The 23597-nt window shown below is 74.5% G+C and carries 22 protein-coding genes; 16 read left to right on the top strand and 6 right to left on the bottom strand.

Annotation, left to right across the window (positions count from 1 at the left end; all coding sequences use genetic code 11):
* Window positions 1–122 precede the first annotated feature (122 nt).
* The 4 genes from PVK74_RS07780 to PVK74_RS07765 all read left to right on the top strand — a co-directional run bounded on the left by PVK74_RS07780 (window position 123) and on the right by PVK74_RS07765 (window position 6611).
* Window positions 123–3059, top strand: coding sequence for a helix-turn-helix transcriptional regulator (locus PVK74_RS07780; RefSeq protein ID WP_274478654.1), 2937 nt, complete (start codon window positions 123–125; stop codon window positions 3057–3059).
* A gap of 112 nt (window positions 3060–3171) precedes the next feature.
* Window positions 3172–3942: a DUF5995 family protein gene (locus tag PVK74_RS07775; RefSeq protein WP_043323591.1), complete on the top strand. Its 771-nt coding sequence runs from the start codon at window positions 3172–3174 to the stop codon at window positions 3940–3942.
* A 96-nt stretch (window positions 3943–4038) separates the two neighbouring features.
* Entirely contained in the window at window positions 4039–4449 is a 411-nt protein-coding gene (locus tag PVK74_RS07770; protein WP_069088544.1) for a hypothetical protein, read from the top strand.
* A gap of 65 nt (window positions 4450–4514) precedes the next feature.
* Window positions 4515–6611: an APC family permease gene (locus PVK74_RS07765; RefSeq protein ID WP_043323594.1), complete on the top strand. Its 2097-nt coding sequence runs from the start codon at window positions 4515–4517 to the stop codon at window positions 6609–6611.
* A gap of 8 nt (window positions 6612–6619) precedes the next feature.
* Here the strand turns inward: PVK74_RS07765 and PVK74_RS07760 are convergent, their stop codons facing one another.
* The 6 genes from PVK74_RS07760 to PVK74_RS07735 all read right to left on the bottom strand — a co-directional run bounded on the left by PVK74_RS07760 (window position 6620) and on the right by PVK74_RS07735 (window position 11940).
* Window positions 6620–7582 (bottom strand): TIGR03557 family F420-dependent LLM class oxidoreductase, encoded by a 963-nt coding sequence (locus PVK74_RS07760; RefSeq protein WP_166455926.1) that lies wholly within the window; start codon window positions 7580–7582, stop codon window positions 6620–6622.
* Between the two features lie 168 nt (window positions 7583–7750).
* Window positions 7751–7957, bottom strand: coding sequence for a hypothetical protein (locus tag PVK74_RS07755; RefSeq protein ID WP_030504423.1), 207 nt, complete (start codon window positions 7955–7957; stop codon window positions 7751–7753).
* 121 nt (window positions 7958–8078) lie between these two features.
* On the bottom strand, window positions 8079–9278 hold the full coding sequence (locus PVK74_RS07750) for a low temperature requirement protein A (RefSeq protein ID WP_210886108.1): 1200 nt from the start codon (window positions 9276–9278) through the stop codon (window positions 8079–8081).
* A 220-nt stretch (window positions 9279–9498) separates the two neighbouring features.
* Entirely contained in the window at window positions 9499–10485 is a 987-nt protein-coding gene (locus PVK74_RS07745) for a helix-hairpin-helix domain-containing protein (RefSeq protein ID WP_274478653.1), read from the bottom strand.
* Window positions 10486–10728: 243 nt separating this feature from the next.
* Entirely contained in the window at window positions 10729–11076 is a 348-nt protein-coding gene (locus tag PVK74_RS07740; RefSeq protein WP_030504426.1) for a TcmI family type II polyketide cyclase, read from the bottom strand.
* 63 nt (window positions 11077–11139) lie between these two features.
* On the bottom strand, window positions 11140–11940 hold the full coding sequence (locus tag PVK74_RS07735; protein ID WP_104115211.1) for an AfsR/SARP family transcriptional regulator: 801 nt from the start codon (window positions 11938–11940) through the stop codon (window positions 11140–11142).
* Between the two features lie 429 nt (window positions 11941–12369).
* Between PVK74_RS07735 and PVK74_RS07730 the strand changes: the two genes are divergently transcribed.
* From PVK74_RS07730 to PVK74_RS07675, 12 genes are all read left to right on the top strand, one after another.
* Window positions 12370–12723 (top strand): TcmI family type II polyketide cyclase, encoded by a 354-nt coding sequence (locus tag PVK74_RS07730; RefSeq protein ID WP_043323608.1) that lies wholly within the window; start codon window positions 12370–12372, stop codon window positions 12721–12723.
* Window positions 12720–14444, top strand: a complete 1725-nt coding sequence (locus PVK74_RS07725; RefSeq protein WP_064445759.1) for an acetyl-CoA carboxylase carboxyltransferase subunit alpha — start codon at window positions 12720–12722, stop codon at window positions 14442–14444. Before PVK74_RS07730 ends, PVK74_RS07725 begins: the two co-directional genes overlap by 4 nt.
* Window positions 14444–14923, top strand: a complete 480-nt coding sequence (gene accB, locus PVK74_RS07720; protein ID WP_043323610.1) for an acetyl-CoA carboxylase biotin carboxyl carrier protein — start codon at window positions 14444–14446, stop codon at window positions 14921–14923. The genes PVK74_RS07725 and accB overlap by 1 nt, the downstream gene beginning before the upstream one ends.
* Window positions 14923–16488 (top strand): acetyl-CoA carboxylase biotin carboxylase subunit, encoded by a 1566-nt coding sequence (locus tag PVK74_RS07715; RefSeq protein ID WP_187693846.1) that lies wholly within the window; start codon window positions 14923–14925, stop codon window positions 16486–16488. Before accB ends, PVK74_RS07715 begins: the two co-directional genes overlap by 1 nt.
* On the top strand, window positions 16485–17192 hold the full coding sequence (locus tag PVK74_RS07710) for an SRPBCC family protein (protein ID WP_274478651.1): 708 nt from the start codon (window positions 16485–16487) through the stop codon (window positions 17190–17192). Before PVK74_RS07715 ends, PVK74_RS07710 begins: the two co-directional genes overlap by 4 nt.
* Window positions 17189–17599 (top strand): cupin domain-containing protein, encoded by a 411-nt coding sequence (locus PVK74_RS07705; protein ID WP_104115207.1) that lies wholly within the window; start codon window positions 17189–17191, stop codon window positions 17597–17599. Before PVK74_RS07710 ends, PVK74_RS07705 begins: the two co-directional genes overlap by 4 nt.
* Window positions 17596–18867, top strand: a complete 1272-nt coding sequence (locus PVK74_RS07700; protein WP_043323617.1) for a beta-ketoacyl-[acyl-carrier-protein] synthase family protein — start codon at window positions 17596–17598, stop codon at window positions 18865–18867. The genes PVK74_RS07705 and PVK74_RS07700 overlap by 4 nt, the downstream gene beginning before the upstream one ends.
* Window positions 18864–20111, top strand: a complete 1248-nt coding sequence (locus PVK74_RS07695) for a beta-ketoacyl synthase N-terminal-like domain-containing protein (RefSeq protein ID WP_274478648.1) — start codon at window positions 18864–18866, stop codon at window positions 20109–20111. The genes PVK74_RS07700 and PVK74_RS07695 overlap by 4 nt, the downstream gene beginning before the upstream one ends.
* A gap of 264 nt (window positions 20112–20375) precedes the next feature.
* Window positions 20376–21773 carry a class I adenylate-forming enzyme family protein gene (locus PVK74_RS07690; protein WP_064446474.1) on the top strand — a complete coding sequence of 466 codons (1398 nt, stop codon included), beginning with the start codon at window positions 20376–20378 and terminating at the stop codon, window positions 21771–21773.
* Between the two features lie 180 nt (window positions 21774–21953).
* The gene (locus tag PVK74_RS07685; RefSeq protein ID WP_043323623.1) at window positions 21954–22217 is read left to right on the top strand and encodes an acyl carrier protein; all 264 of its coding nucleotides are present in this window, start codon (window positions 21954–21956) and stop codon (window positions 22215–22217) included.
* Window positions 22217–22462 carry a hypothetical protein gene (locus PVK74_RS07680; protein WP_043323626.1) on the top strand — a complete coding sequence of 82 codons (246 nt, stop codon included), beginning with the start codon at window positions 22217–22219 and terminating at the stop codon, window positions 22460–22462. Before PVK74_RS07685 ends, PVK74_RS07680 begins: the two co-directional genes overlap by 1 nt.
* Window positions 22455–23585 (top strand): beta-ketoacyl-[acyl-carrier-protein] synthase family protein, encoded by a 1131-nt coding sequence (locus PVK74_RS07675; protein ID WP_209962127.1) that lies wholly within the window; start codon window positions 22455–22457, stop codon window positions 23583–23585. Before PVK74_RS07680 ends, PVK74_RS07675 begins: the two co-directional genes overlap by 8 nt.
* Window positions 23586–23597 lie beyond the last annotated feature (12 nt).

Genomic DNA, 23597 nt, shown 5'->3' with positions numbered 1-23597 from the left:
GGATCGGTAGGACGACGTATGTCGGCCACCCGCAACCATTAGTCGTGTAGTCGACGCGAGGAGTACGAGTCCGACCCCGAGGCCGTAGAACGGTGCGGGGCCCTGTGACTAGGCTGCGTCCCATGGCCAGCGAAGTGGACACCGCACCGCTCGTCGGCCGCACCGGCACCATGGCGACGCTGCGGTCGGCGCTCTACGACGACCTGCGGCCCGGGCAGACCGGGGCGGTGTTCCTCACCGGTGAGAGCGGAGTGGGCAAGACCCGCCTGCTGAGCGAGGTCGGTGACCAGCTGCGGCAGGCCGGGGCCCTGGTGCTGACCGGCGCCTGCCTGGACATCGGCGACGCCTCGCCGCTGCACCCGGTACGCCAGGCGTTGCGCCGGCTCGACGCCGAGCAGGGCGAGGCGCGTACCGCGTCGGCGATCCGCGGGCTGTTGCAGGTCTTCGACGAGGAGACGCCCGGCCCGGACGGCGCCGGGGCGCTGCTGGAGCGCGTCGCCCAGGGCCTGCACCTGGTGGCCGGCGGGCTGCCGCTGGTGCTCGTCCTCGACGATCTGCAGTGGGTCGACCGCAGCACCCGGCAGCTCCTGCTCTACCTGCTCGCCGGTCTGGGCGACCTGCAGCTCTCCGTGCTGGCCGCGATCCGGGCCGAGTCGCTGCGCGGCGCGCACCCGCTGCGCCGGGTCCTCACCGAACTGCGCCGGCTGCGCTCGGTGCAGGTGGTCGATCTGCTGCCGCTGGACCGGGCCGCCACCGACGAGCTGGCCGCCGCCGTGGTCGGGGCGCCGCTGCCGCCGGAGGCCGCCGACCAGCTCTGGCGGCGCAGCGGCGGCAACCCGTTCGTGGCCGAGGAACTGGCCCGCGACCGGCGCGACGGCCGCGACGGCATCTCCGACACCGTGCGCGAGGTGTTCCTGGACCGGGTCGACGCGCTGCCGCAGCCCGCGCACGCCGTGGTGCACGCGGTGGCAGTGGGCGTCGAACCGGTCGAGCACTGGCTTCTGGCCCAGGTGGTCCGGCTGCCCGAGGAGGAGCTGCTCGACGCGGTCCGCGAGGCGGTGGCGCACCGCCTGCTGGTCGGCGCCGACGACGGCTACCGGCTGCGCCACCGGCTGGTCGCCGAGGTGCTGGCGAGCGAGCTGCTGCCGGCCGAGCGGGCCGCGCTGCACCGCCGCTTCGCCGAGGCGCTCACCGCCGCCCCGGGCGAGCTGCACCAGGCCCGGCTGGCCCACCACTGGCGGCACGCCGGTGAGCCGGCCCGGGCGCTGCCCGCCGCGATGGCCGCCGCCCGCGAGGCGGAGCGGCTGCACGGGTACGCCGAGGCGCACCGCCACTGGTCGGCCGCGCTGACGCTCGCCACCGAGCCGCCTGCGGTGCTGCCCGACGGCGGCCGGCCCGAGCCGGTCGAGGTGGACCGGGCCGAGCTGCTCAGCCACGCCGCCGAGGCCGCGCACCACAGCGGGGAACACGCCCGCGCCCTGACCCTGCTGGAGGAGCTGGCCGCCGAGGAGTCCGGGCCGCCGGTCTGCGCGCTGCACATCCGCCGCGCCCGCTACCTGGCCGCGGCGGGCCGGTCCGCGCCGGCCGAGGAGGAGTACCGGCGGGTGCTGGCCTCGCCCGACTGCACGCCGCACGAGCGCTGCACGGCCGCGGCCCGGCTGGCCGAGCTGCTGCTGCACCTGGGCCGCTACGCCGAGGCCGGTGAGCAGGCCCGGGAGGCGCTCGCGCTCGCCGCCGACGTGCCGGGCTCCACCTCCGAGGTGGTGATGGCCAGCGCCGCGCTCGGGTTCAGCGAGGCGTTCCTGGAGGATCCGGCCGCCGGGCTGGCGGTCATGCGCCGCGCTCTGGACACCGCCGAGCGCTCCGGCGGCCCGGAGGACGTGGCGTGCGCGTACCTGCACCTGGCCGACCTGATGACCGGGCCGCTGAACATCCTCGAGGAGGGTGTGGTGGTGGCCCGCCGTGGCGCCGAGCGGGTCGCCGAGCTGGGGCTGGGCCGCACCTGGGAGACCCGGCTGCTGGCGGTGGCGACGAACGGGCTGTTCCGGGTGGGGCAGTGGGCCGAGGCGGAGAAGGTCGTCGCCGCCGCGCTGCGGCACCGCCCCTCCGGCGCCGACGCGGTCGAGCTGCTGCTGGCCCGGTGCCGGCTCTCCGTCGGGTACGGCGACGTCGAGGCGTCCGACCGTGACCTGGAGGCGGTCGCCACCATGCTGGCCGGCGGCGGCGCCCGGCACGTGCTGCCGATGCTCATCCTGCGCGCCGGCCTGTCCATGTGGCAGGGCCGGCACGACCTGGCCCGGCAGGCGGTGCAGCGGGGCCTGACCGAGAGCCGGTCCGACGACGTGATCGTGCTGGCCACGCTGGCCTGGCACGGGCTGCGCGCGGAGGCGGAGGCCGCGGCCGGCCGCACCATCGAGCCGGATCCGAACGCGGTACGCCGGCTGCGCGAGGCGGTCGACCGGGTGACCCGCAAGAGCGCCCGGGCGGGCGCGCCGGTGCGGTACGTCGCCGACGGGTTCCTGGCGCTCTGCGACGCCGAGCTGAGCCGGCTCGACGACGGCCGTGGCGACCCCGCGCTGTGGGAGCGTTCGGCGCTCGAGTGGGACCGGCGCAACCACCCCTATCCGGCGGCGTACTCCCGGTTGCGGCAGGCCGAGGCGCTGCTGGGACGGCGCAGCCGGGTGGCCACCGCGGGCAAGCTGCTGCGCCAGGCGTACGAGATGGCCCAGTCGCTCGGCGCGGTGCCGCTGACCGCGGAGATCCGTACCATCGCCTCGCGGGCCCGGGTGACCGTGGACGCCGCGCCCGGCCCCGCGCCGGTGCCCCGGCCACGGGCGGCGCCGGCCGGGCCCGCGGTGGACGAGCTGGCCACGCTCACCGCGCGGGAGCGGGAGGTGCTCGCGGCGGTCGCCGAGGGGCTGACCAACCGGGAGATCGGCCAGCGGCTGTTCATCAGTGAGCGGACCATCGGCGTCCACGTCTCGCACATCTTCGACAAGCTGCAGGTCCGTACGCGGGTGCAGGCCAGCGCGATCTTCCTGCGCAGCCGTCCGGGATAGACGTACGTCGGTAATACGTCGTTCTACCGATCCGGCGCGCGGGCGCCGGCTGGCACGCTGTGCGCCGGAGCGCCGGTGGCGTCGTGGGGGCGCCGACCATCGTGGAGGAGAAATGACCGAACCGGTCTGGGGTCCTGTGCACCAGGACATCGTCGGGTTGCTCGCCGATCACCCGGCCGACGTGCCGGCGGTCGTGGACCATCTCACCAAGCTGCAGGATCTGCTGGTCCGGCTCCCCCCGCTGGAGGAGAGCTGCCCGCTCGCCGACTTCAACAAGCTCTACCTGGTCATCACCAGCACGGTGCTCGACGGCCTGTACGACGACCGGTTCCGTGACCCGGCGTTCCTGGCCCGCCTGGACGTGGAGTTCGCGGCCCGGTACTTCGACGCGCTGCGGTTCTGGACCGACTCCAGCCCGAGCACGCCGAAGGCGTGGGCGTGCCTGTTCAAGCGGATGCGCGGCCCGGACGCCCGGCCGCTGCCCTCGGCCGCCGCGGGCGTCAACGCGCACATCAACTACGACCTGCCGTTCGCCCTGGTGACGACGTTCGACAGCCTGGACTCCGAGCCGATCGACGGCAGCGACCAGCACCGCGACTACCTGGAGATCAACAACATCTTCGCCGAGCGGATCCCGCAGCTGCGCCGGGGCTACCTGGACAACTGGCAGCTCATGATCGACATGGTGAACGGTGACATCGACGACTGGTACCAGGGCGAACTGGTGGAGTACACCCGGAACGTGGCCTGGCGCAACGCGCAGAAGATCTGGCGCTGCCGCCACGACCCGGAGGCCCGCGAGTGTGAGCGGACGCGGCTGGACGACAACGCCGCGCTGCTCGGCCGGCTGCTGCTGTCGCCCCTCGGGGCGTTCCTGCAGTAGCCGGGACGGGGGGTTCCCGCGTCCCGCCGTCCGGGCGCGGGACGCGGGAACGCCGCCGGCGGGTGTCGGCCCCGCCGGACCGGGTACGTCGCCGCCGTGCCGCGAGACGAACCGACCCGCCGTTTCCCGTTCCGCTTCGACCCGGTCTTCCGGCTGCCCCTGGCGCTGCTCGGGGTACGTCCCGCCACGGCCTGGGTCGACTGGGGCCCGGACGGTCTGCTCGTCCGGTTCGGCCCCTGGCTGCTGCGCACCACCAGGGACAACGTCACCGGCGCCGAGCTGAGCGGGCCGTACCGCTGGTGGCGGGCGATCGGCCCGCACCTGTCGCTGGCCGACGGCGGGGTGACCTTCGGCGCCGGCCTGGCCGCCGGGGTCTGCCTGCGGTTCGCCGAGCCGGTGCCGGCACTGGCGCCCGGTCCGTGGCTGCGGCACCCGGCGGTCACCGTCACCGTGGCCGACCCGGCCGCGCTGCGCGACGCGGTGACCGCCGGCGCAGCGGATCTTTGACCGGTTCGGCCGGGCCACGACCGGGACAACCCCTACCGTCTTTGCCAGGGGACGAAGGGGAACAGATGGGGCAGGCGGGGGACGCGGAACAGCCCAGGCGTACGCGGGAGCGGCGCCGGGAGGCGCACGCCGCCGCGGCCGCCCGGGCCGGCCGGCACGGCGACCACGCCGAGCGGTCCGGTCGTCCCGTGCCGGAGCTGCCGGAACGGGTGGCCGCCCCGGCCCGTCCGGCCCCGCCGCCCGGCCGGCTGCACCGGTGGCTGTTCGCCCACCGCGTCGAACCGGTCGGCCCGGAGGTACGGGAGCACCAGACCCGGTCGCACCCGTGGTGGCAGGTGATGTGCCTGACCGGCGTCGACTACTTCTCCACGCTGTCCTACCTGCCGGGCATCGCGGTCGTGGCGGCCGGCGCGCTCAGTCCGCTGGCCACCCTGCTGATCGTGGCGCTGACCCTGCTCGGGATGCTGCCGATGTACCGCCGCGTGGCCCGGGAGAGCCCGCACGGGCAGGGCTCGGTGGCGATGCTGGAGCGGCTGCTGCCGTTCTGGCGCGGCAAGGTCTTCGTGCTGGTGCTGCTGGGCTTCGTCGCCACCTCGTGGATCATCACGATCACGCTCTCCGCCGCCGACGCCAGCGTGCACCTGCTGGAGAACCCGGCCCTGCCGGCCGCGTTCCCGCACGGCCGGACAGCGGCGGTGCTGGTCACCGTGGCGCTGCTGCTCGTGCTCGGCGGCGTGTTCCTGCTCGGGTTCAGCGAGGCGGTGCAGGTGGCCATCCCGCTGGTGGCGGTGTTCCTGGCGCTGAACGCGGTGGTGGTGGTCGCCGGCGTGGCCGAGCTGGCCGCCGACCCGGCGCCGCTGGCCGACTGGACCGGCCGGCTGGCCGACGCCGGCGGACCCGGGGACGTCCTGGCCACCAGCGCGCTCGCGTTCCCGCTGCTGGTGCTCGGCCTGTCCGGCTTCGAGACCGGGGTGAGCATGATGCCGCTGGTGCGCGGCCGCGGCGCCGATCCGGAGCAGCGGCTGGCCGCCCGCATCCGCAACACCCGCCGGCTGCTCACCGCCGCCGCGCTGATCATGTCGGTCTACCTGATCGCCACCACGTTCGTGACCACCGTGCTGATCCCGCCCGAGGCGTTCGCGCCCGGCGGGCCGGCCAACGGCCGGGCGCTCGCGTTCCTCGCCCACGAGCATCTCGGCCAGGCGTTCGGCACCGTCTACGACATCAGCAGCATCCTCATCCTCTGGTTCGCCGGCGCCTCGGCGATGGCCGGGCTGATCAACATCGTGCCGCGCTACCTGCCGTCGTACGGCATGGCGCCGGAGTGGGGACGTGCGGTCCGCCCGGTGGTGCTGGTCTACACCGCGATCAGCGTCGCCATCACCATCGCGTTCGCCGCCGACGTCAACGCCCAGGCCGGCGCGTACGCCACCGGCATCCTGGCGATGATGGTCTCCGGCGCGATAGCGGTGACCATCGCGGCGCTGCGGGCCGGCAGCCGCGCGGCCGGCGCCGGGTTCGCGCTGCTCACCGCCGTGCTGCTGTACGCGCTGGCGGAGAACGTGGTGGCCAAGCCGGACGGCATCACCATCTCCGGGTTCTTCATCGCCGGGATCGTCGCGGTGTCGCTGATCTCCCGCGTCACCCGGACCACCGAGCTGCGCGCCGAGCGGATCGAGTTCGACGAGGCGGCCCGCCGGTTCGTCGACGAGTCGGTGGCCCGGGACGGGCGGCTGCACCTGATCGCCAACAAGCGGCAGCGCGGGTCGGTCAAGGAGTACCGGGTCAAGGAGCGGGCGCAACGGTCGATGAACCCGGTGCCCGGCGCCGCCGACGTGCTCTTCCTGGAGATCGACGTGAGCGACCCGTCGCAGTTCAGCCAGGTGCTGCGGGTGCACGGGGTGGAGGCCGGCGGCTACCGGATCCTGCGTGCCAGCAGCCCGGCCGCGCCGAACGCGATAGCCGCGATCCTGCTGGCGCTGCGCGACGCCACCGGGGTACGCCCGCACTGCCACTTCGAGTGGTCGGAGGGGAACCCGATCGCGCACCTGCTGCGCTACCTCATCCTCGGCCGGGGCGACACGCCGCCGGTGGTGCGGGAGATCATCCGCAAGTCCGAGCCGGATCCCACCCGCCGTCCCGGCATCCACGTCGGCGGCTGACCCGCCGGCTACGACCCGAGGGCGCGTACCCGGGCCAGCAGGTCGCGGGCGCAGAAGTCGAGGAAGCCGTCCGGGTCCGGGCCGGCGTTCTGCAGCACGATGTGGTCGAAGCCGGCCTCGACGTACGCGCGCGCCTTCTCCACGTGCGGCCCGGCGTCCGGGCCGACGGAGAACTGGCTGCGGATGTGGTGGTCCTCGACCCAGGTGGTGGCGGCGTCGAAGTTCACCGGGTTCGGCAGCTCGCTCATCACCTTCCAGCCGGTGACCGCCCAGCGGCTGGTCTCCTTCGCCGCGCGTACCGCCGACTCCTCGTCGGTGGCCCAGGCCATCGGCACCTCGGCGTAGCGGGGGCCCCGGCCGCCGGCGTTGCGGTACTGGTCGACGATGGACGCCTTCGGCTCGGTGGCGAACAGGCCCGTGCCCAGCTCGGCGGCCAGGCCGGCGGACTCCCGGCCGCTGGCCGCCACGGCGATCACCGGTAGATCGTCGGGCAGGTCCCAGATCCGCGCGTCCTCCAGCTTCAGGTGCCGGCCCTCGTAGGACCGGTAGCCGCCCTGCCAGAGCAACCGGATGATCTCCAGCGCCTCGCGCAGCCGCTCGTGCCGCCCCCGTACGCTGGGGAACCCCTGCCCGACGACGTGCTCGTTGAGCCGCTCGCCGGCGCCGACGCCGAGCGTGAACCGCCCGTCGGAGATCAGCGCCATGGTCGCGGCGGCCTGCGCGACGATCGCCGGGTGGTAGCGGACGGTGGGGCAGGTGACGCCGGTGGCGAGGCCGAGCGTGCTGGTACGGGCGGCGATCGCGCCGAGCGCGCTCCACGTGAAGCAGGAATGCCCCTGCGACTCCAGCCAGGGGTGGTAGTGGTCGCTCATCTCGACGAAGTCGAAGCCGACCTCCTCGGCCCGGATCGCCTGCCGGATGAGTTCCCGGGGCCCGAACGCCTCCGAGGCGAGCTTGTAGCCGATCCGCATGCCCGGTTCTCCGTTTCCGTCGTCGGCGAACCGCTGCCGTTCCCGCCCCTCCGCCGGGCAAACCCCGGCCAAACCCAGCCTCCTAGGACGCCTTAGGGGTGGTGGCGTGCCGCGCCCCGGGCACGGAACGGCCCGCGCTCGCCGGGCGGGCGCGGGCCGGGAGGCGGTCTACTTCGAGGGCTCGGGCAGCTTGCAGTCCACCTTCGGGTTGGCGCCGATGTAGTTCAGCGGGCCGGCCACGATGGTGACCAGGATCGTGCCCGCCTCCGCGCAGTTCGTCTCGTCGTTGCCGTAGTAGCCGCGCTGACCGGCGGCGATGGCACCGATGATGAGCCAGATGACGACCAGGACGCCGAATATCGAGGTGCCGCGCATCAGTTGCCTCCACTGGGGTTGTGGTGGATTCGAGGTGGAGGCCATGTACCCCGGGCGGGTGATCCGCCAAACGGCGCGCTGGTGCCCGGCGCGGCCGATTCCGATTACCGGCGGCGCCCGCTCAGTGCGGCGGCATCGGCTCCTCCGGCGGGCGGCCCCGGCTGCGGCGGTAGTCGGCGGACGCCACCCCGGCCAGCACCAGCATCGCCCCGGCCGAGGCGTAGACCGGCGCGAGGAACAACCCGGCCGGCGCGATCGTGAGCAGCGCCAGCACCCCGCCCGGCCGGGACGACGACACCCGGCTGAACACCTCGTACTCGAAGGCGGCCCGCCCGGTCAGGAACAGCGCCGGCCCGCCGAGGATCACCGCCAGCCAGGCCGGTGGCGTGTGCCCGGTCGGCTCCAGCAGCACCAGGTCGAAGCCCGCCGCGGTGGTCACCACGCCCGCCACCATCATCAGATGCGTGTACGGCGCGGTGTTGAGGAACCGGCTCGGCTGGGCGGCCCGGGCGATGGCGTGCGGCAGCAGCTCACCGGACTTGTGCACGTAGATGCGCCAGAGCAGCAGCGTGGTGGCGAACGCGACGGTGAAGGCGGCCAGGTTCTCCACCTCGGAGTGGTGCAGGCTGAACACGGTGCCGGCGACCAGCACGGCGTCGCCGAGCGCGATGATGAAGAACTGCTGGTACCGCTCGGACAGGTGCTCGGCGGTCACGTTGCGCTGGGAGTCCGGCACCGCGCCCAGGACCGGCACCGGGTACGCCAGCCGGAATCCGAGGTAGTCGATGGCCAGGGCGCCGAACCAGAGCAAAAGCCGTGCGGTGCCGTGCGCGGCCAGCGCGCCGACCAGCCAGGGCACTGCCGACACGGCGAACCAGACGAAGATGCGCAGGGCCCGCTGGTTGCTCTGCGGGTGCCGCCGTACGGCGGGCATGAGGAACAGGCCGCGTCCGAGATGGATCGCCACGTACGTGCCGGCGAACACCAGCCCTCGGGAGCTGAACGCCTCCGGGATGGCGGTGGTCATCAGCAGCGCGCCGAACATCACCGCCACGATCAACAGCTTGATCTCGGTGCGCTGCGGATCGTAGATGTCGGTGACCAGCGTGGTGATCGCCCAGGTCCACCAGATCGCCATCAGCATGACCAGGGACTCGGCGGCCCGCTCCCAGGACACCGACCCGACCAGGTGCCGTGAGATCAACGCGAGCGCGGCCACGTAGACCAGGTCGAAGAAGAGTTCGAGCAGCGTCACCCGGCGCGGCGCCTCCGGATCGCGGACCGGCGGTCGCCGGCCGGGCTCCGGCGCTGCGGTGGGCACGACATGCTCCTGCGGGTGGCGGTTCGTGCGGCGGGCCGTGAGGGCCCCTCACCGACCGTAGCGATGCCTGTCCGCAAGCGGTCAGTTTTCCGACATACCGGTCCGGGTGGGGGTTGATGGTCGCGCGGTGATGTCACCACTTCGGGGTTCTGGTGGGGCGGGAAACGCGCCGGGCCGGTGGCGACGATCGTCACCACCGGCCCGGAACACGGAGGAGCGTCTACTCGGCACCGGCCGGGAGCACCCGATCGGCCTCAGCGCCGGCACCCGCCAGCACCTTCGCCTGCTGCGGCCAGGTGGCCAGACCCGGCGCGGAGCGCAGGCCGGCGGCCTTCACCGTCTGCCGCAGTGCAGCCTCGTCCAGCTCGGCGAGCTGCCGGTAGGTGCGGATCCCGGCGTCCTGCAGGGCGGCGGCCAGCTTCGGCCCGATGCCCTGGATTCGCCGGAAGTCGTCCGACGCGTCGGTGTCCGCCGCGGCCGGGACATTCTCGACCGAAGTACGCGGCGCGGGCACGGCGACCGGCTCGATGGCCTCGACCGGCGCGGCCTCGGTGGCCGGCGCGTCGACGGCCGTGCCGACCGCGGGCTGCTTCTCCGTGGCGGGCTCGTCCTCGGCGAGGGTTGCCGAAGCCGCCACCGGCTCGGCGTCAACGGTGGCCGGAACCGTCACCGAGTCGGAGTCAACGACGGCCGGAGCCGGCTCGGCGTCGGCCACGGGCGCGGCAACCGGCTCGGCGTCGGCCGAGGGCGACACCGGCTCGGCACCGACGGGCTCGGACTCGACCCGCTCGGAGGCAACGGGTGCGGAGGCAACGGGCTCGGAAACGACGGGCTCGGCGCTGACCGGTTCGGACCCGACCGGCTCGGAGGCAGCGGGCTCGGACCCAATGGGCTCGGCGGCGACGGGCTCGGCAGCGACCGACTCAGACACGACGGGCTCGGCGGCAACGGGCTCGGCGGTGGCTACGGCCGGTTCGGCGGTCGCGGACTCGGTGGGGGCGGGCTCGGTCACGGTGGCGGTCGCCGGCGGCTCGTCGACCACGGCGACCGGACGCGGCTCGTCGACGGTGGCGGTCACCGCGGGGGCGCCCTCCACCGTGGGCGTCGCCGGGGCGCCGGGCCGGCGGCCGAAGAGCACCCAGCCGGCGACCAGTCCGATGAGCAGGGCCAGGATCACGAACAGCCACTGCCCGAAGCTCGACGGCATGGCCAACCTCCTTCTATGTACGTGCACGACGGTGGCGAAAGACTCGGGGCAGCTTCGCACACGCGCGCCGACGACGACAGGCAGGCTGGTGCCGGGGCGCGACTGCGGGACGGGTGGTGTCCGCCGGTGGCCGGCGAGTGACCGAGCGTGCGTCGGGAATCGAATGGTGCACGGCCGGGAGGCGCCCCGGAACCTGGGTGCCGTGCGTGGTTCCGGGGCGCCCCGTCCGTCGCCCGTGTCCGGTCAGCGGATCCGGTCGGGCGCAGGGGTGCCGGCGGCGGTCCAGCTGTAGAAGCAGCCGGCCACCGCGTCCCGGGGCGAGTCCCAGGTCGGCAGGTACGGCGAGGTGTGCGCGGACAGCCGCTTGTTCACCTGCTCGTAGAGCGGGTGGTCGCGTAGTTCCGCGGTCAGGTCGGGCGCCACGTCGACGGTCTCCATCAGATGGACGCACAGGTCGTGCAGGTAGTACAGGGACCGGTGCCGCACGCCGGTGAGGTGGGGCAGTTCCGTCGCGTCGGACTCGGCGAAGATCTGCGCCACCCGTCCCTGTGCGCCCGGCACGATCCGGCTGACCACCAACAGTCGACTCATCGTGTGACCCCCTCTGCCGCGCGGTGCTGGGCTCACCGTGCCGGTCGCGCTGTCACCTCGCCGTCACCGCGTACCCCGGGGGATTGATGGCGGTGCCGCCTTGGCGGCCCGGTCCGTGCGGCGCGGCGGCGGCGGTTCCGGGCGGCTGGCCCGCCGGATCGGCGCGAGCGTGTCGTCCAGCAGCGCGGTCATGGCCGGGGACGGTTCCAGGCGCAGTTCGCGCAGGAGCAGGTCACGGTAGACGTAGAAGGAGTGGACCGCCTCGAACGCGTTGCCCTCGGCCAGGTGGATGCGGACCACCAGGCGGTGCGGGGTCTCCCGCAGCGGTTCGGCGGCCATCGCTTCCAGCGCGGCCTCGAGCGCCTCGCCGTGCCGGCCGGCGGTGAGGTGGTTGCCGGCGAGTTCCTCCAGCATGTGCAGGCGCAGCTGGCGCAGCCGTTCGCGTTCCAGCAGCACCCAGTCGTCGTACCAGCCGGGGAGCAGGTCGTGGCGTCCGGCGCCGGCGGCGCCGCGGGGGACTGCGCCTTCGCGTACCCGGGTGGCCGTCTCCACCAGGTCGTCCACGTCGAGGCGGACGGTCGGTCCGAGGCGGACGGTGTCGCCGTCGGTGCGCAGCGGGCAGCACGGGTCCTGCCGCAGCCGCCACAGCGCGGTCCGCAGCGACGACAGCGCTCGCTCCTCGGGGGTCTCGGGCCAGAGCAGACCGGCGAGGTGGCTGCGGGTGGCGGCCGGGCGCAGGCCGATCAGGGCGATGACGCGCTGCAACCCCCGGGGTACGACCACCGGAGTGTCCTCGTGCAGCAACTGGAAACCGCCGAGCAGGTGCAGTGCCACCCGTGGGGCGGGTTCGCCCGCCGTCGGCATCCTCGATCCACCCGACACGGCGCACCCCCCAGCACCGGAACCCTCGTCCCGACCGTCGTCTCCCGGCCCGTCGCCCGCGACGCCGGTGTCGGAACGCCTCCACCACGGTCCGGAACCTCCACCGTGGCCGGGCTGACCGAGACGGAGAATATCAATGCCTGTTACTCTCAGTCAACGGTCGGTCGGCCACCTGACCGTCCGGCGCGGACCCGTAACACGCCTGTGATCTGCGAAAAAGTGTCGCCGCCCGGAATCCGGAAGGTGATCTTCCCATAGCTCACGCACAGCTCCCGTCAACGCAGCGTCACCATGTTTGTGGCGCGATGGGGTGCGGTTGACGCCCGGTAGACGGCCCTGGCGGCACCGTGTGGCAATCCGTGCGGCGCGACCGGTTCGCCGCGCACCGGGACGTACGCAGGGAGGCCGCGAATGGACCGTTCGCTCATCGTCGCCAAGGTGGTGCCCACGGCCGAGGACCGGGTGGCCGAGATCTTCGCCGAGTCCGACGCGACCGAGCTGCCCGGCCTGGTCGGTGTGCGGCACCGCTCGCTGTACCGGCTGCACGATCTCTACGTCCATCTGCTGGAGACGGAGACGCCGGCGCAGGGCGCGGTGGAGGACAACCGCGGGCACCCGGAGTTCATCCGGATCAGCGAGCGGCTGCGGCCGTACATCTCGCCGTACCTGCCGACCTGGCGCTCGCCCCGCGACGCGATGGCGCACTGCTTCTACCGGTACGACGCCCCGGCCCACCTGCACGACGCCGCCGGGCGGCTTCAGTGACCACCACCGCGCCGCGCGACGAGCAGCTGTGGTCCCGGTGCGACGGGTGCGCCTCGCTGCTCTACCGCAAGCGGCTGCGCCGCAACCTGGACGTGTGCCCGGAGTGCGGCTCGCACGCCCGGCTCGACGCGCCGGACCGGGTGGCGCAGCTCGCCGACCCGGACTCGTTCACGCCGCTGCCGGACCGGGCGGTACGCGTCGACCCGATCGAGTTCGTCGACGCGCTGCCGTACCCGCATCGGCTCGGCGCGGCCCGCGCGGCGACCGGCCTGGACGAGGCGGTGCTCTGCGGCACCGCCCGGGTGGGCGGGCACCCGGTGGCGCTGGCGGTGATGGACTTCCGCTTCCTCGGCGGCAGCCTCGGCTGCGCGGTCGGTGAGCTGATCACCCGGACCGCCGAGCGGGCCCTGGCCGACGACGTCCCGCTGGTGCTGGTGACCGCGTCCGGCGGCGCGCGGATGCAGGAGGGCGCGCTGTCGCTGATGCAGATGGCCACCGTCAGCCAGGCCCTCGCGGGGATGCGCGAGGCGGGTCTGCTGACGGTCAGCGTGGTCACCGATCCCACGTACGGCGGGGTGGCCGCCTCCTTCGCCACAAACACCGACCTGGTGCTCGCCGAGAGCGGCGCCCGGCTGGGCTTCGCCGGCCCCCGGGTGATCCGCCAGGTCACCGGCGCCACGCTGCCGGAGGGCTTCCAGACCGCCGAGTACCTGCTGCGCCACGGCCAGGTGGACATGGTGGTGCCCCGGCACGCGCTGCGCGGCCGGCTCGCCGCGCTGCTCGCCGCCGCCCACTCCGGCCGCCGCGCGCCGGCAGGTGCGCCCGCGCCGCGCCCGGCGCCGGCCGTGAGCACCGTGGCCGCCGCGCCGGACCGCGACCCGTGGGAGACGGTACGCACGGCGCGGCACCCGGGCCGCCCGACCACACTGGACTATCTGGAGACCGCGTTCGACGGGTTCGTGGAGCTGCACGGGGACCGGCTCGGCGCGGACTGCCCCGCCGTCGTCGGCGGCATCGCCCGTCTCGACGGCCGGCCGGTGATGGTGATCGGCCACCAGAAGGGGCACACCACCGCCGAGCTGGTGACCCGCAACTTCGGCATGGCCAGCCCGGCCGGTCACCGCAAGGCGCTGCGGTTGATGCGTCTCGCGGCGCGGCTGCGGCTGCCGGTGGTGACGCTCGTGGACACGCCCGGCGCGGATCCGGGGGTGACCGCCGAGCAGCAGGGCCAGGCGGCGGCGATCGCGGAGAACATCCTCGCGCTCACCGTGCTGCCCACGCCGGTGGTGGCGGTGGTCACCGGCGAGGGCGGCAGCGGCGGCGCCCTCGCGCTCGCGGTCGCCGACCGGGTGCTCATGCTGGAACACGCGGTCTACTCGGTGATCAGCCCCGAGGGCTGCGCCGCGATCCTCTGGCCGGACAGCTCGGCGGCGCCGCAGGCGGCCCGCGCGTTACGGCTCACCGGCGCCGACCTGTGTCGCCTCGGCGTGGTCGACGAGCTGGTGCCGGAGCCGCGGCCGGCCGCGCACGCCGACCCGGCCGGCGCGGCCGAGCTGCTGCGCCGGGCGGTCGCGGCGAACCTCGCCCCGTTGCTCACCGTGCCTCCCGCCACGCTGGTCCGCCGACGGCGTCAGCGGTTCCGCCGCTTCGGGGCGGCCCGCTCGGCCACCGCCGGTCCCGCCGCGACGGCGCGCGCCGCCGAGCGGCCGGAGGTGGCGTGATGGCCGACGTGGAGTCCGAGCAGGTGCTCGACGGGCTGCGCCGGCAGGCCCGCAAGCTCGTCGCCGACCTGGCCGGGCCGGTACGCCGGGTGCGGCTGCGCAGCGGCGAGTCGGTGCTGGAGGTCGAGTGGCACGACCCGGCGGCGCCGGCGCCGCGCGCCGGGACCGAACCGGTGGGCGCGCGCATCGAGGAGCCCGCCCGGCAGACGGCGCCGCCGGTCGACCGGCCGGCCGTGCGCTCGCCGGTGGTGGGCACGTTCTACCGGGCTCCCGAGCCCGGGGCGATGCCGTTCGTCGCGGTCGGCGACGTGGTCCGCCCGGGCCAGGTGGTCGGCATCGTCGAGGCCATGAAGCTGATGAACGAGGTGACCGCCGGCCAGGCCGGACGGGTGGTCGAGGTGCTTGTCGACGACGGCAAGCCCGTCGAGTACGACCAGCCGCTGATCGCCCTGGAACCGGTCACCGGACAGGACGGCTGATGTTCGACAAGGTGCTGATCGCCAACCGGGGCGAGATCGCGCTGCGGGTGCTGCGCGCCTGCCGGGAGCTGGGTGTGCGCACCGTGGTGGTGCACTCCAGCGCCGACGCCGACTCGCTGCCGGTGCGGCTGGCCGACGAGGCGGTCCGGATCGGCCCGGCGGCCAGCCGGCGCAGCTACCTCAACGCGGCGGCGATCGTGGAGGCGGCCCGGCAGACCGGCGCGCAGGCGGTCCACCCCGGGTACGGCTTCCTGTCCGAGGACGCCGACTTCGCCGAGATCTGCGCGGAGAACGGGTTGGTCTTCGTCGGCCCGCCGCCGCAGGTGATGGCCGCGCTCGCGGACAAGTCGACGGCGCGGGCGCTGATGAGCGCCGCCGGGCTGCCGCTGCCGCCGGGCAGCGTCCGGACACTGCCCACCGTCGCCGAGGCGCAGGAGGTGGCCGCCGACGTGGGCTACCCGGTGATCGTGAAGGCCGCTGCGGGCGGGGGCGGGCGCGGCATGACTGTGGTGCGCTCGGCCGCGGAGCTGCCCCGCGCGTACGCCCGCACCCGCGCCGCCGCGCAGGTCGCGTTCGGCGACGACCGGGTGTACGTCGAGCGGTACCTCGCCGACGCCCGCCACGTCGAGGTTCAGGTGCTCTGCGACGGCCAGGGCAACGGCGTGCACCTGGGCACCCGGGACTGCTCGGTGCAGCGCCGGCACCAGAAGCTGATCGAGGAGGCGCCCGCGCCCGCGCTGCGGCAGGCCACCCTGGACACCGTCGCCGAGGTGGCGCTGCGCGGCGCGCTGTCGGTCGGCTTCACCGGCGCCGGCACCGTGGAGTTCCTGGTGGACGAGGCGGAACGCTGCCACTTCCTGGAGATCAACTGCCGGATCCAGGTGGAACACCCGGTCACCGAGATGGTCACCGGCGTGGACCTGGTGCAGGAGCAGCTGCACATCGCGTACGGCACCCCGCTGCGCCTGCGTCAGTCCGACGTCCGGCTGACCGGCGTGGCGATCGAGTGCCGGGTCAACGTGGAGGACCCGGACCGCGACTTCGCGCCCGCGCCCGGCCGGCTGGACCGGTTCCGGCCGCCCGGCGGCCCGTTCACCCGGGTCGACACCCACGGGCACACCGGCTACCTGGTCAGCCCGCACTACGACTCGCTGCTGGCGAAGGTGGCGGTCTGGGCGCCGGACCGGGACGCCGCGCTGGACCGGCTCGACCGGGCGCTGGCCGAATTCGACGTGGCCGGTCCGGGTGTGCGTACCACGATTCCGTTCGCCCGGCGGGTGCTGCGCGACCCCGCGTTCCGGGCCGCCCGGCACACCACCGCCCTGGTGGAACGCCTGCTCACCCCGCCCGCCGTGGCCACCGACGGGCCCGTCGGGAGCGCCGCCGACGCCGGGAGCGCCGACAGCGCCCCGGCCGGCGAGCGGGCCGACGGCGCCCACGCCGGCGCCGTCGTACCGCGGCTGCGGTCGGCGGTGCCCGACCCGCGCGCCGAGGCCGACCCGGCCGGCCGTACCCCCGTTCGCGCCGTGCCCGCCGCCGGCCCGACCACCTGGAGGAACCGATGACAGTCGCCCCCGACCGCCCGCTCGCCCGCGAGATCACCGACATCCTGGTCACGCACTGCGGCCTGGACCCGGACGCCGCCGCCAGCACGCCCGCCGCGAGCCTGGAGGAGCTGGGCATGGACTCGCTGGCGCTGCTCGAACTGTCCGCGGTGGTGGCCGACCGGTGGCGGGTGAAGATCCCGGAACAGGCCGGGCAGCTCAGCATCGCCGGCGTCGCCGACCTGGTCGCCCGCAAGGCCGATCCGCCCGGGCACACCGAGAACGCGGTGGAGATCGACGCGCCGCTGCCGCTGGTCTGGGAGATCACCAACGACGTGGCCCGGTGGCCCGAGCTGTTCACCGAGTACGCGGTCGCCGAGATCCTGCACCGCGACGGCGACACGGTCCGCTTCCGGCTCACCATGCACCCCGACGAGAACGGCGTGGCGTGGAGCTGGGTCAGCGAACGTACCGCCGACCCGGCCACCCGCGAGGTGCACGCCCGGCGCGTCGAGACCGGGCCGTTCGAGTACATGCGCATCCACTGGCGGTACGAGGAGATCCCCGACGGCACCCGGATGACGTGGACGCAGGACTTCGCGATGAAGCCCGACGCGCCGGTCGACAACGCCGGCATGACCAACCGGATCAACACCAACAGCGCGATCCAGCTCGCCGTGATCAAGGAAAAGATCGAGCGGGCGTACGCGGGAGGCACGCGATGACCGACACCACCACCGCCCGGGTCTCCGTCCACGACGTACCGGCCGACCGCCGTCGCGGCGGGGAGCTGCGGGTGCTGCTCGGCCCGAAGACGGTCGGCAGCACCTCCGGTTTCATGGGCGTGGCCACGCTCGCGCCGGGGGAGCGGATCGCCGAGCACTACCACCCGTACAGCGAGGAGTTCCTCTACGTCGCCCGCGGCGCGATCACCGTCGACCTGGACGACGTGCCGGTGCCGCTCGCCGCCGGGGAGGCGCTCTACGTACCGAAGGACGTGCGGCACCGGCTGCGCAACACCGGCGACGAGCCCGCCGAGGTGGTGTTCCATCTCGGACCGCTCGCCCCCCGCCCGGAACTCGGCCACGTCGACACCGAGAGCGCGGCCCCGCCGCCACGGGAGCCGTCGTGACCGGCCGGCGCACCGTGGTCACCGGCGTGGGCGTCGTCGCGCCCGGCGGCGCCACCCGGGACCGGTTCTGGAAGACGATCACCGAGGGCCGCACCGCGACCCGGCGGATCAGCTTCTTCGACCCGTCGCCGTTCCGGTCGCAGATCGCCGCCGAGTGCGACTTCGACCCGGACGCCGCCGGGATCACGCTCGCCGAGCGGCAGCGCGCCGACCGGTACGTGCAGTTCGCGCTCGCCTGCTCCGCCGAGGCGCTCGCGGACAGCGGTCTCGTCCTCACCGACGCGCAGCGCGAACGCGCCGGGGTGGTGCTCGGCACCGCCGTCGGCGGGACCATGGCCCTGGAACAGGAGTACGTGCGGGTCAGCGACTCCGGCCGGCACTGGCTGGTCGACCACGCGCTCGGCGGGCCGTACCTCTATCAGGCGCTGGTGCCCAGCAGCCTGGCCGCCGACGTGGCGTGCCGGCACGGCCTGCACGGCCCGGCGCAGGTCATCTCCACCGGCTGCACCTCCGGCATCGACGCGATCGGGTACGCCCACCAGCTCGTCGCCGACGGCGAGGCCGACGTGGTGCTGGCCGGGGCGGCCGACTCGCCGATCTCCCCGGTCACCGTCGCCTCGTTCGACGCGATCGGCGCGACCAGCCCGGACAACGACGACCCGGAGCACGCCTCCCGGCCGTTCGACGCCGACCGGCACGGGTTCGTCCTCGCCGAGGGCGCCGCCGTGCTGGTGCTGGAGGAGGCCGAGCACGCCCGCCGCCGGGGCGCGCACGTGTACTGCGAGGTCGCCGGGTACGCCAGCCGCAGCAACGGCTTCCACATGACCGGGCTGCGCCCGGACGGCGCGGAGATGGCGGTGGCGATCAGCGACGCGCTGCGGCAGGCCCGGCTCGCCCCGTCGGCCGTGTCGTACGTCAGCGCGCACGGCTCCGGCACCCGGCAGAACGACAGGCACGAGACGGCGGCGTTCAAGCGGGCGCTGGGGGAGACCGCGTACCGGGTGCCGATCAGCTCGATCAAGTCGATGGTCGGCCACTCGCTCGGCGCGATCGGCTCGATCGAGATGGCCGCCTGCGCGCTGGCCATCGAGTACGGCGTGGTCCCGCCCACGGCGAACTGGACCACCCGCGACCCGGAGTGCGACCTGGACTACGTGCCGAACGAGGCGCGGGAGGTGCCGGTGGACGTGGCGCTGTCGGTGGGCAGCGGATTCGGCGGCTTCCAGTCCGCGATGGTGTTCCGCCGGCTGGCGGCGGTGCCGACATGACCGCGCGGGCCGTGGTGACGGGCATCGGTGTGGTCGCGCCCAGCGGGATCGGCGCCGAGGCGCACTGGAACACCGTGCTGGCCGGCACCCGGCGCATCGGGCCGATCACGCTGTTCGACCCGGAGCGCTACCCGACCCGGGTGGCCGGGGAGATGTCCGACTTCGACCCGGCCGGGTTCAGCGACACCCGGCAGCGGGTGCAGACCGACAGGTGGACCCACCTCGGCTTCGCCGCCACCAAGCTGGCGCTGGCCGACGCCGGGCTGCCCGAGGTGTCGCCCGACCCGTACCAGTGGGCGGTCACGCTCGCCAGTTCCTCCGGCGGCAACCTGTTCGGCCAGCGGGAGCTGCAGCGGCTGTGGGGCGGGCCGACCCGCACCGTCGGGGCGTACCAGTCGATCGCCTGGTTCTACGCGGCCAGTGTGGGCCAGCTGTCGATCCGCCACCAGTTCAAGGGGCCGTCCGGGGTGACCGTGTCCGAGTCGGCCGGCGGGCTGGACAGCCTCGCGCACGCGGTGCGCACCGTCCGCCGGGGCACGCCGGTGGTGATCGCCGGGGCCACCGAGTGCCCGCTGAGCCCGTACGCGCTCGCCTGCCAGCTGCGCTCCGGCCTGCTCAGCGACGTGTCCGACCCGCAGGCCGCGTACCGGCCGTTCGACGTCGCGGCCAGCGGCTACGTGCCGGCCGAGGGCGGCGCGGTCTTCGTGGTCGAGGAGCTGGGACACGCGCTGGCGCGGGGCGCGCGCGTCTACGGGGAGATCACCGGCTGGGCCGCCACCCACGACGCCGCGCCCACCGACCCGGCCACCGGCCCCGACCCGGCGCACTACGCCCGGGCGCTGCGGCTGGCGCTGGAACGCGCCGGGGTACGCCCGCACGACGTGGACGTGGTCTGGCCGGACGCGCTCGGGGTGCCCGCGTACGACCGGGCCGAGGCGACCGCGTTGCGTGCCGTCTTCGGCGACCGGACCCCGCCGGTGACCACCCAGAAGCCGCTGACCGGCCGGGCGCACCAGGGTGGGTCCGCGCTGGACGCGGCCACCGCGCTGCTGGCGTTCCGCCGCGGGATGCTGCCCGCCTCGGCCGGCCCGGACGAGCCCGCGCCCGGCTGCGAGCTGACGTTCCTGCGGCAGCCCCGCCCGCCGCGCAGCCGGATCGCGCTGGTCGGCGCGCGCGGCTTCGACGGGTTCAACAGCGCGCTGGTGCTGCGCGGCGCCGCGCCCCCACCGGCGGGCGAGCGCTGAGCGGGGCCACCCGGGAGCGTCGTCGCCCGCCGTCCGCGCGGGAGCCCGCGCGCACAGCATCCGGCGGCCGGCGGACTACCTTGCCGGCGTGGCCCCGATCCTGCCTGTCCGATCGAGCCTGAGCAATCCACCCAGCCGCTGTTTTGGATCTAGCCATTTGCATCTGGCGATGCAGAAGAGGGTCGTCGTAGGGTTCCGCCATACCCCGAACGACGTACCCGCTGGGCGGATCCGCCCAGTTCCTCATTGGAACGGTGGCTGGTCGTGACTGCACATCCCGTGGCAGAAGATCCTGCCTCGACGACGGTGGACTGGGTGGACGACATCCTGTTCACCGGCCGCGACACCGACGTCTGCCTGCGCCTGCCCGAACCGGTGGACAAGGGCACGCTGCGCCGGCTCGTCGGCGAGGCGCAGGACCGGCTCGCCGAGGCCGGGCTGCGCGCCGGAGGCGCCGCCGCGCTGCGTCTGCCGCCCTCGCTGGCGTACGTGGCGCACCTGCTCGCCACCTGGCGTACCGGCGCGCAGGCGGTGCTGCTCGACCACCGGCTCACCGACCACGAGGTCGACCAGGCGCTGCGCCGGCTCAGCCCGCAGGTGGTGGTCGCCCCGGTGCGCTCCGGCGGCGGCGCGCTGCGGATCTTCGTCGACGTCACCGCCGGCGTCAGCGCGTACTCCGACCGCCCGGCGGGCAGCCCGCACGCGGTGATCCAGCTCAGCTCCGGCTCCACCGGGCCGTCCAAGGTGATCGGCCGCACCGCCGCCGACCTGGTCGGCGAGGTGCGCCGCTACACCCGCATCGACGGCGTCGCGCTGCCCGGCGAGCGGATCATCCTGCTGCCCAGCATGGTGCACGTGCTCGGCCTGGTCGGCGGCCTGCTCTACGGGCTGCACGCGGGCGTCGAGCTGTGCCCGCCGGAGCGGCTCAGCGGCGACGCGATCCTCGCCGCCGTGGCCGCCCAGGACACCCCGGCCACTGTGCTCGGCGTGCCGTTCCACATCGGGCTGCTCGCCTCCACCACACCGGCCGGGCCGCTGCCGCAGCTCAAACGCATGACCACCGGCGGCGAGCTGGTGAGCGCCGCCGTGGCCAATGCCTTCACCGACCGCTACGGCGTGCCGCTGGGCAACATGTACGGGATGACCGAGGTCGGCGTCATCGGCACCGACCTGTACGGGCGGCACCGCCCCGCCATCGCGCCCGCCCCCGGCATCGAGGTGCGCGAGCGTGACGGCGAGCTGTGGGTCAGCTGCCCCGCCAACCCGTACGTCGGACTGGCCGACCCGACCCGGTGGGCCGACGGCTGGCTGCACACCCGCGACGCCGGGGTGGTCGACCCGGACACCGGCCTGGTCACCATCAAGGGCCGGCTGGACTCGCAGGTGTCGGTGGGCGGCCTGAAGGTCGACCTGACCGAGGTGGAGGCCACAGTGGCCGGGCTGCCCGGCGTCGTCGCCGCGGTGGTGGTCTGGGACGACGGCATCACCGCGTACGTCCAGGCCGACGGCTCGCTGACCGAGGAGACGCTGGACAAGCTCATCGCCGAGCGGCTGGCCGGCTTCAAGCGTCCCCGCACGCTGCGGCTGCTCGACCAGATGCCCCGCACCACCACCGGAAAGCTGGTCCGGTCGGTCCCGGCGCTGCGGGACGCGGCGTCGTGACCGGACCGCTGTACGAGCCGCGCAATCGCCGGACTCCCGCCGGACGTCCGATCCACCCCGATTCCCGACCCGCCCCGGCCGAGCGGCGCGCCACCCGCGCGTCCGAGCCGGCCGGTCCACACGCACACGGTGTCCCGACCGGGCACCGTCAGCCGGTACACGGAGAAGAGGTCTGAACCCATGCGAGACCAGGTCCGCACTTTCGTCGTCGAACAGCTCGCCGACATGAACTACGACGTGGACGAGCTCGACGACGACACCACGCTCGGCCCCTCCGGCGTCGACCTGGAGTCGCTGGCCCTGGCCGACCTCGCGGTCCGCGTCGAGGACCGGTACGGCGTGAAGTTCGCCGACGACGAGTCGGAGAAACTGGCGCTGATGACGGTCGGCGAGTTCACCACGATGGTCGCCGACCGGGTGGCCGCGAACAGCGACAAGTCCTGATGTCCGGTCAGCCCGACCTGGGGCGAGCTGACCTGGTGAGCATGCTCGCCGAACTGACCGCGAAACCCGCCGACCAGGTGCCGGACCGGCTCGGCTCGATGGAGCTGGCCTGGCTGGTGCACATGGTCGAGCAGCGCCACGACCGCCGGCTGGACCTGAGCGACGACGAACTCGCCGGCATCCGCACCGTCGACGACGCGCTCGCGGTGTTCCGCGGCGCGCTGACCGCTCCCGCAGATGGCTGAGCGGGAAACCGTACGGATCACCGGCACGTACGCGCTCAGCGCCCTCGGCAGGGGCGCGGACGCGCTGCTGGCCGGGGTGCTCACCGGCGCCCCGGCGTTCGGACCGGTGCGCCGTTTCGACACCACCGGCCGCCGGGTCACCGTGGCGGCCACAGCGCCGGACGTCGGCACGCTCGCCGACGAGCTGGCCGACGCGATCGACGCCGCCGCCGGGGCCGCCGGACTGGACCGGGCCGGGCGCGCCGGGTCGGCGCTGTTCCTGGCCACCCACGGCGGGCCGCACTCGCTGCCCGTACCGCAGGGGCGGGACGCTCCGACGGTCCCGGCGCTGGCCGGTCACCTGGCCGCGCGGTGCGGCCTCGGCGGGCGGACCCGGATCTACACCACGGCCTGCGTGTCGGCGAGCAGCGCGGTCGCCGACGCCGCCGCGCTGATCCGCCGGGGCGACCTGGAGCGGGTCGTGGTCGCGGCCGGTTACCTGGTCGAACCGGACCAGTACGCGCTGTTCGACGCCGGGCGGGCGCTCGCCGCCGACGGCGCGGTACGCCCGTTCAGCGCCGGCCGCAAGGGCCTGCTGCTGGGCGACGGGGTGGCCGCTGTGGTGCTGGAGTCGGCGAGTGCCGCCGCCCGGCGGGGCGCCGAGACGGTGGCGACGGTGGCCGGGTGGGGGCGGGCGGGGGACGCCTACCACGCGTGCCAGCCGCACCCGGAGGGGCTGGGGCTGGCCCGGGCGGTCGAGGCGGCGCTGCGCCGCGGCGGGCTGCCCCCGGACGCGGTCGGTTACGTCAACGCCAACGCCACCGGCACCCCGTTCAGCGACGCCTCCGAGGCGGCGGCGCTGACCCGGGTGTTCGGCGACGACGCCGGGCGGCTGCCGGTCAGCTCCACCAAGTCGGTGCACGGGCACGCGCTGGAGGCGTCCGGGCTGCTGGAACTGCTGGTCACCGTGCTGGCCCTGCGGCACGGCAAGCTGCCGGTCACCGCCGGCTGGCTCGGCCCGGACCCGCAGTGCCCGCTGGACGTCATCCGCGACGCCCCCCGCCCCGCGCGCACCGCACACGCCCTGACCCTCAACGCCGCCTTCGGCGGCGCCAATACCGCACTCCTGGTGAGCACCTCATGACCGCCTCCACCC

Origin of the sequence: Micromonospora chalcea, from assembly GCF_028768405.1 — a bacterium.
Classification (GTDB): Bacteria; Actinomycetota; Actinomycetes; order Mycobacteriales; family Micromonosporaceae; genus Micromonospora; species Micromonospora chalcea.
This window is presented reverse-complemented; position numbering and strand designations above follow the sequence as displayed.

What these genes read in the sequence shown, in the direction of transcription:
- PVK74_RS07695 (WP_274478648.1), top strand. Translation starts at nt 18,864, where the DNA reads ATGACCGCGCGGGCCGTGGTGACGGGCATCGGTGTGGTCGCGCCCAGC.
- PVK74_RS07755 (WP_030504423.1), bottom strand. Translation starts at nt 7,957, where the DNA reads ATGCGCGGCACCTCGATATTCGGCGTCCTGGTCGTCATCTGGCTCATC.
- PVK74_RS07740 (WP_030504426.1), bottom strand. Translation starts at nt 11,076, where the DNA reads ATGAGTCGACTGTTGGTGGTCAGCCGGATCGTGCCGGGCGCACAGGGA.
- PVK74_RS07765 (WP_043323594.1), top strand. Translation starts at nt 4,515, where the DNA reads ATGGGGCAGGCGGGGGACGCGGAACAGCCCAGGCGTACGCGGGAGCGG.
- PVK74_RS07760 (WP_166455926.1), bottom strand. Translation starts at nt 7,582, where the DNA reads ATGCGGATCGGCTACAAGCTCGCCTCGGAGGCGTTCGGGCCCCGGGAA.
- accB (WP_043323610.1), top strand. Translation starts at nt 14,444, where the DNA reads ATGGCCGACGTGGAGTCCGAGCAGGTGCTCGACGGGCTGCGCCGGCAG.
- PVK74_RS07675 (WP_209962127.1), top strand. Translation starts at nt 22,455, where the DNA reads ATGGCTGAGCGGGAAACCGTACGGATCACCGGCACGTACGCGCTCAGC.
- PVK74_RS07715 (WP_187693846.1), top strand. Translation starts at nt 14,923, where the DNA reads ATGTTCGACAAGGTGCTGATCGCCAACCGGGGCGAGATCGCGCTGCGG.
- PVK74_RS07685 (WP_043323623.1), top strand. Translation starts at nt 21,954, where the DNA reads ATGCGAGACCAGGTCCGCACTTTCGTCGTCGAACAGCTCGCCGACATG.
- PVK74_RS07735 (WP_104115211.1), bottom strand. Translation starts at nt 11,940, where the DNA reads ATGCCGACGGCGGGCGAACCCGCCCCACGGGTGGCACTGCACCTGCTC.
- PVK74_RS07730 (WP_043323608.1), top strand. Translation starts at nt 12,370, where the DNA reads ATGGACCGTTCGCTCATCGTCGCCAAGGTGGTGCCCACGGCCGAGGAC.
- PVK74_RS07745 (WP_274478653.1), bottom strand. Translation starts at nt 10,485, where the DNA reads ATGCCGTCGAGCTTCGGGCAGTGGCTGTTCGTGATCCTGGCCCTGCTC.
- PVK74_RS07705 (WP_104115207.1), top strand. Translation starts at nt 17,189, where the DNA reads ATGACCGACACCACCACCGCCCGGGTCTCCGTCCACGACGTACCGGCC.
- PVK74_RS07680 (WP_043323626.1), top strand. Translation starts at nt 22,217, where the DNA reads ATGTCCGGTCAGCCCGACCTGGGGCGAGCTGACCTGGTGAGCATGCTC.
- PVK74_RS07775 (WP_043323591.1), top strand. Translation starts at nt 3,172, where the DNA reads ATGACCGAACCGGTCTGGGGTCCTGTGCACCAGGACATCGTCGGGTTG.
- PVK74_RS07710 (WP_274478651.1), top strand. Translation starts at nt 16,485, where the DNA reads ATGACAGTCGCCCCCGACCGCCCGCTCGCCCGCGAGATCACCGACATC.
- PVK74_RS07780 (WP_274478654.1), top strand. Translation starts at nt 123, where the DNA reads ATGGCCAGCGAAGTGGACACCGCACCGCTCGTCGGCCGCACCGGCACC.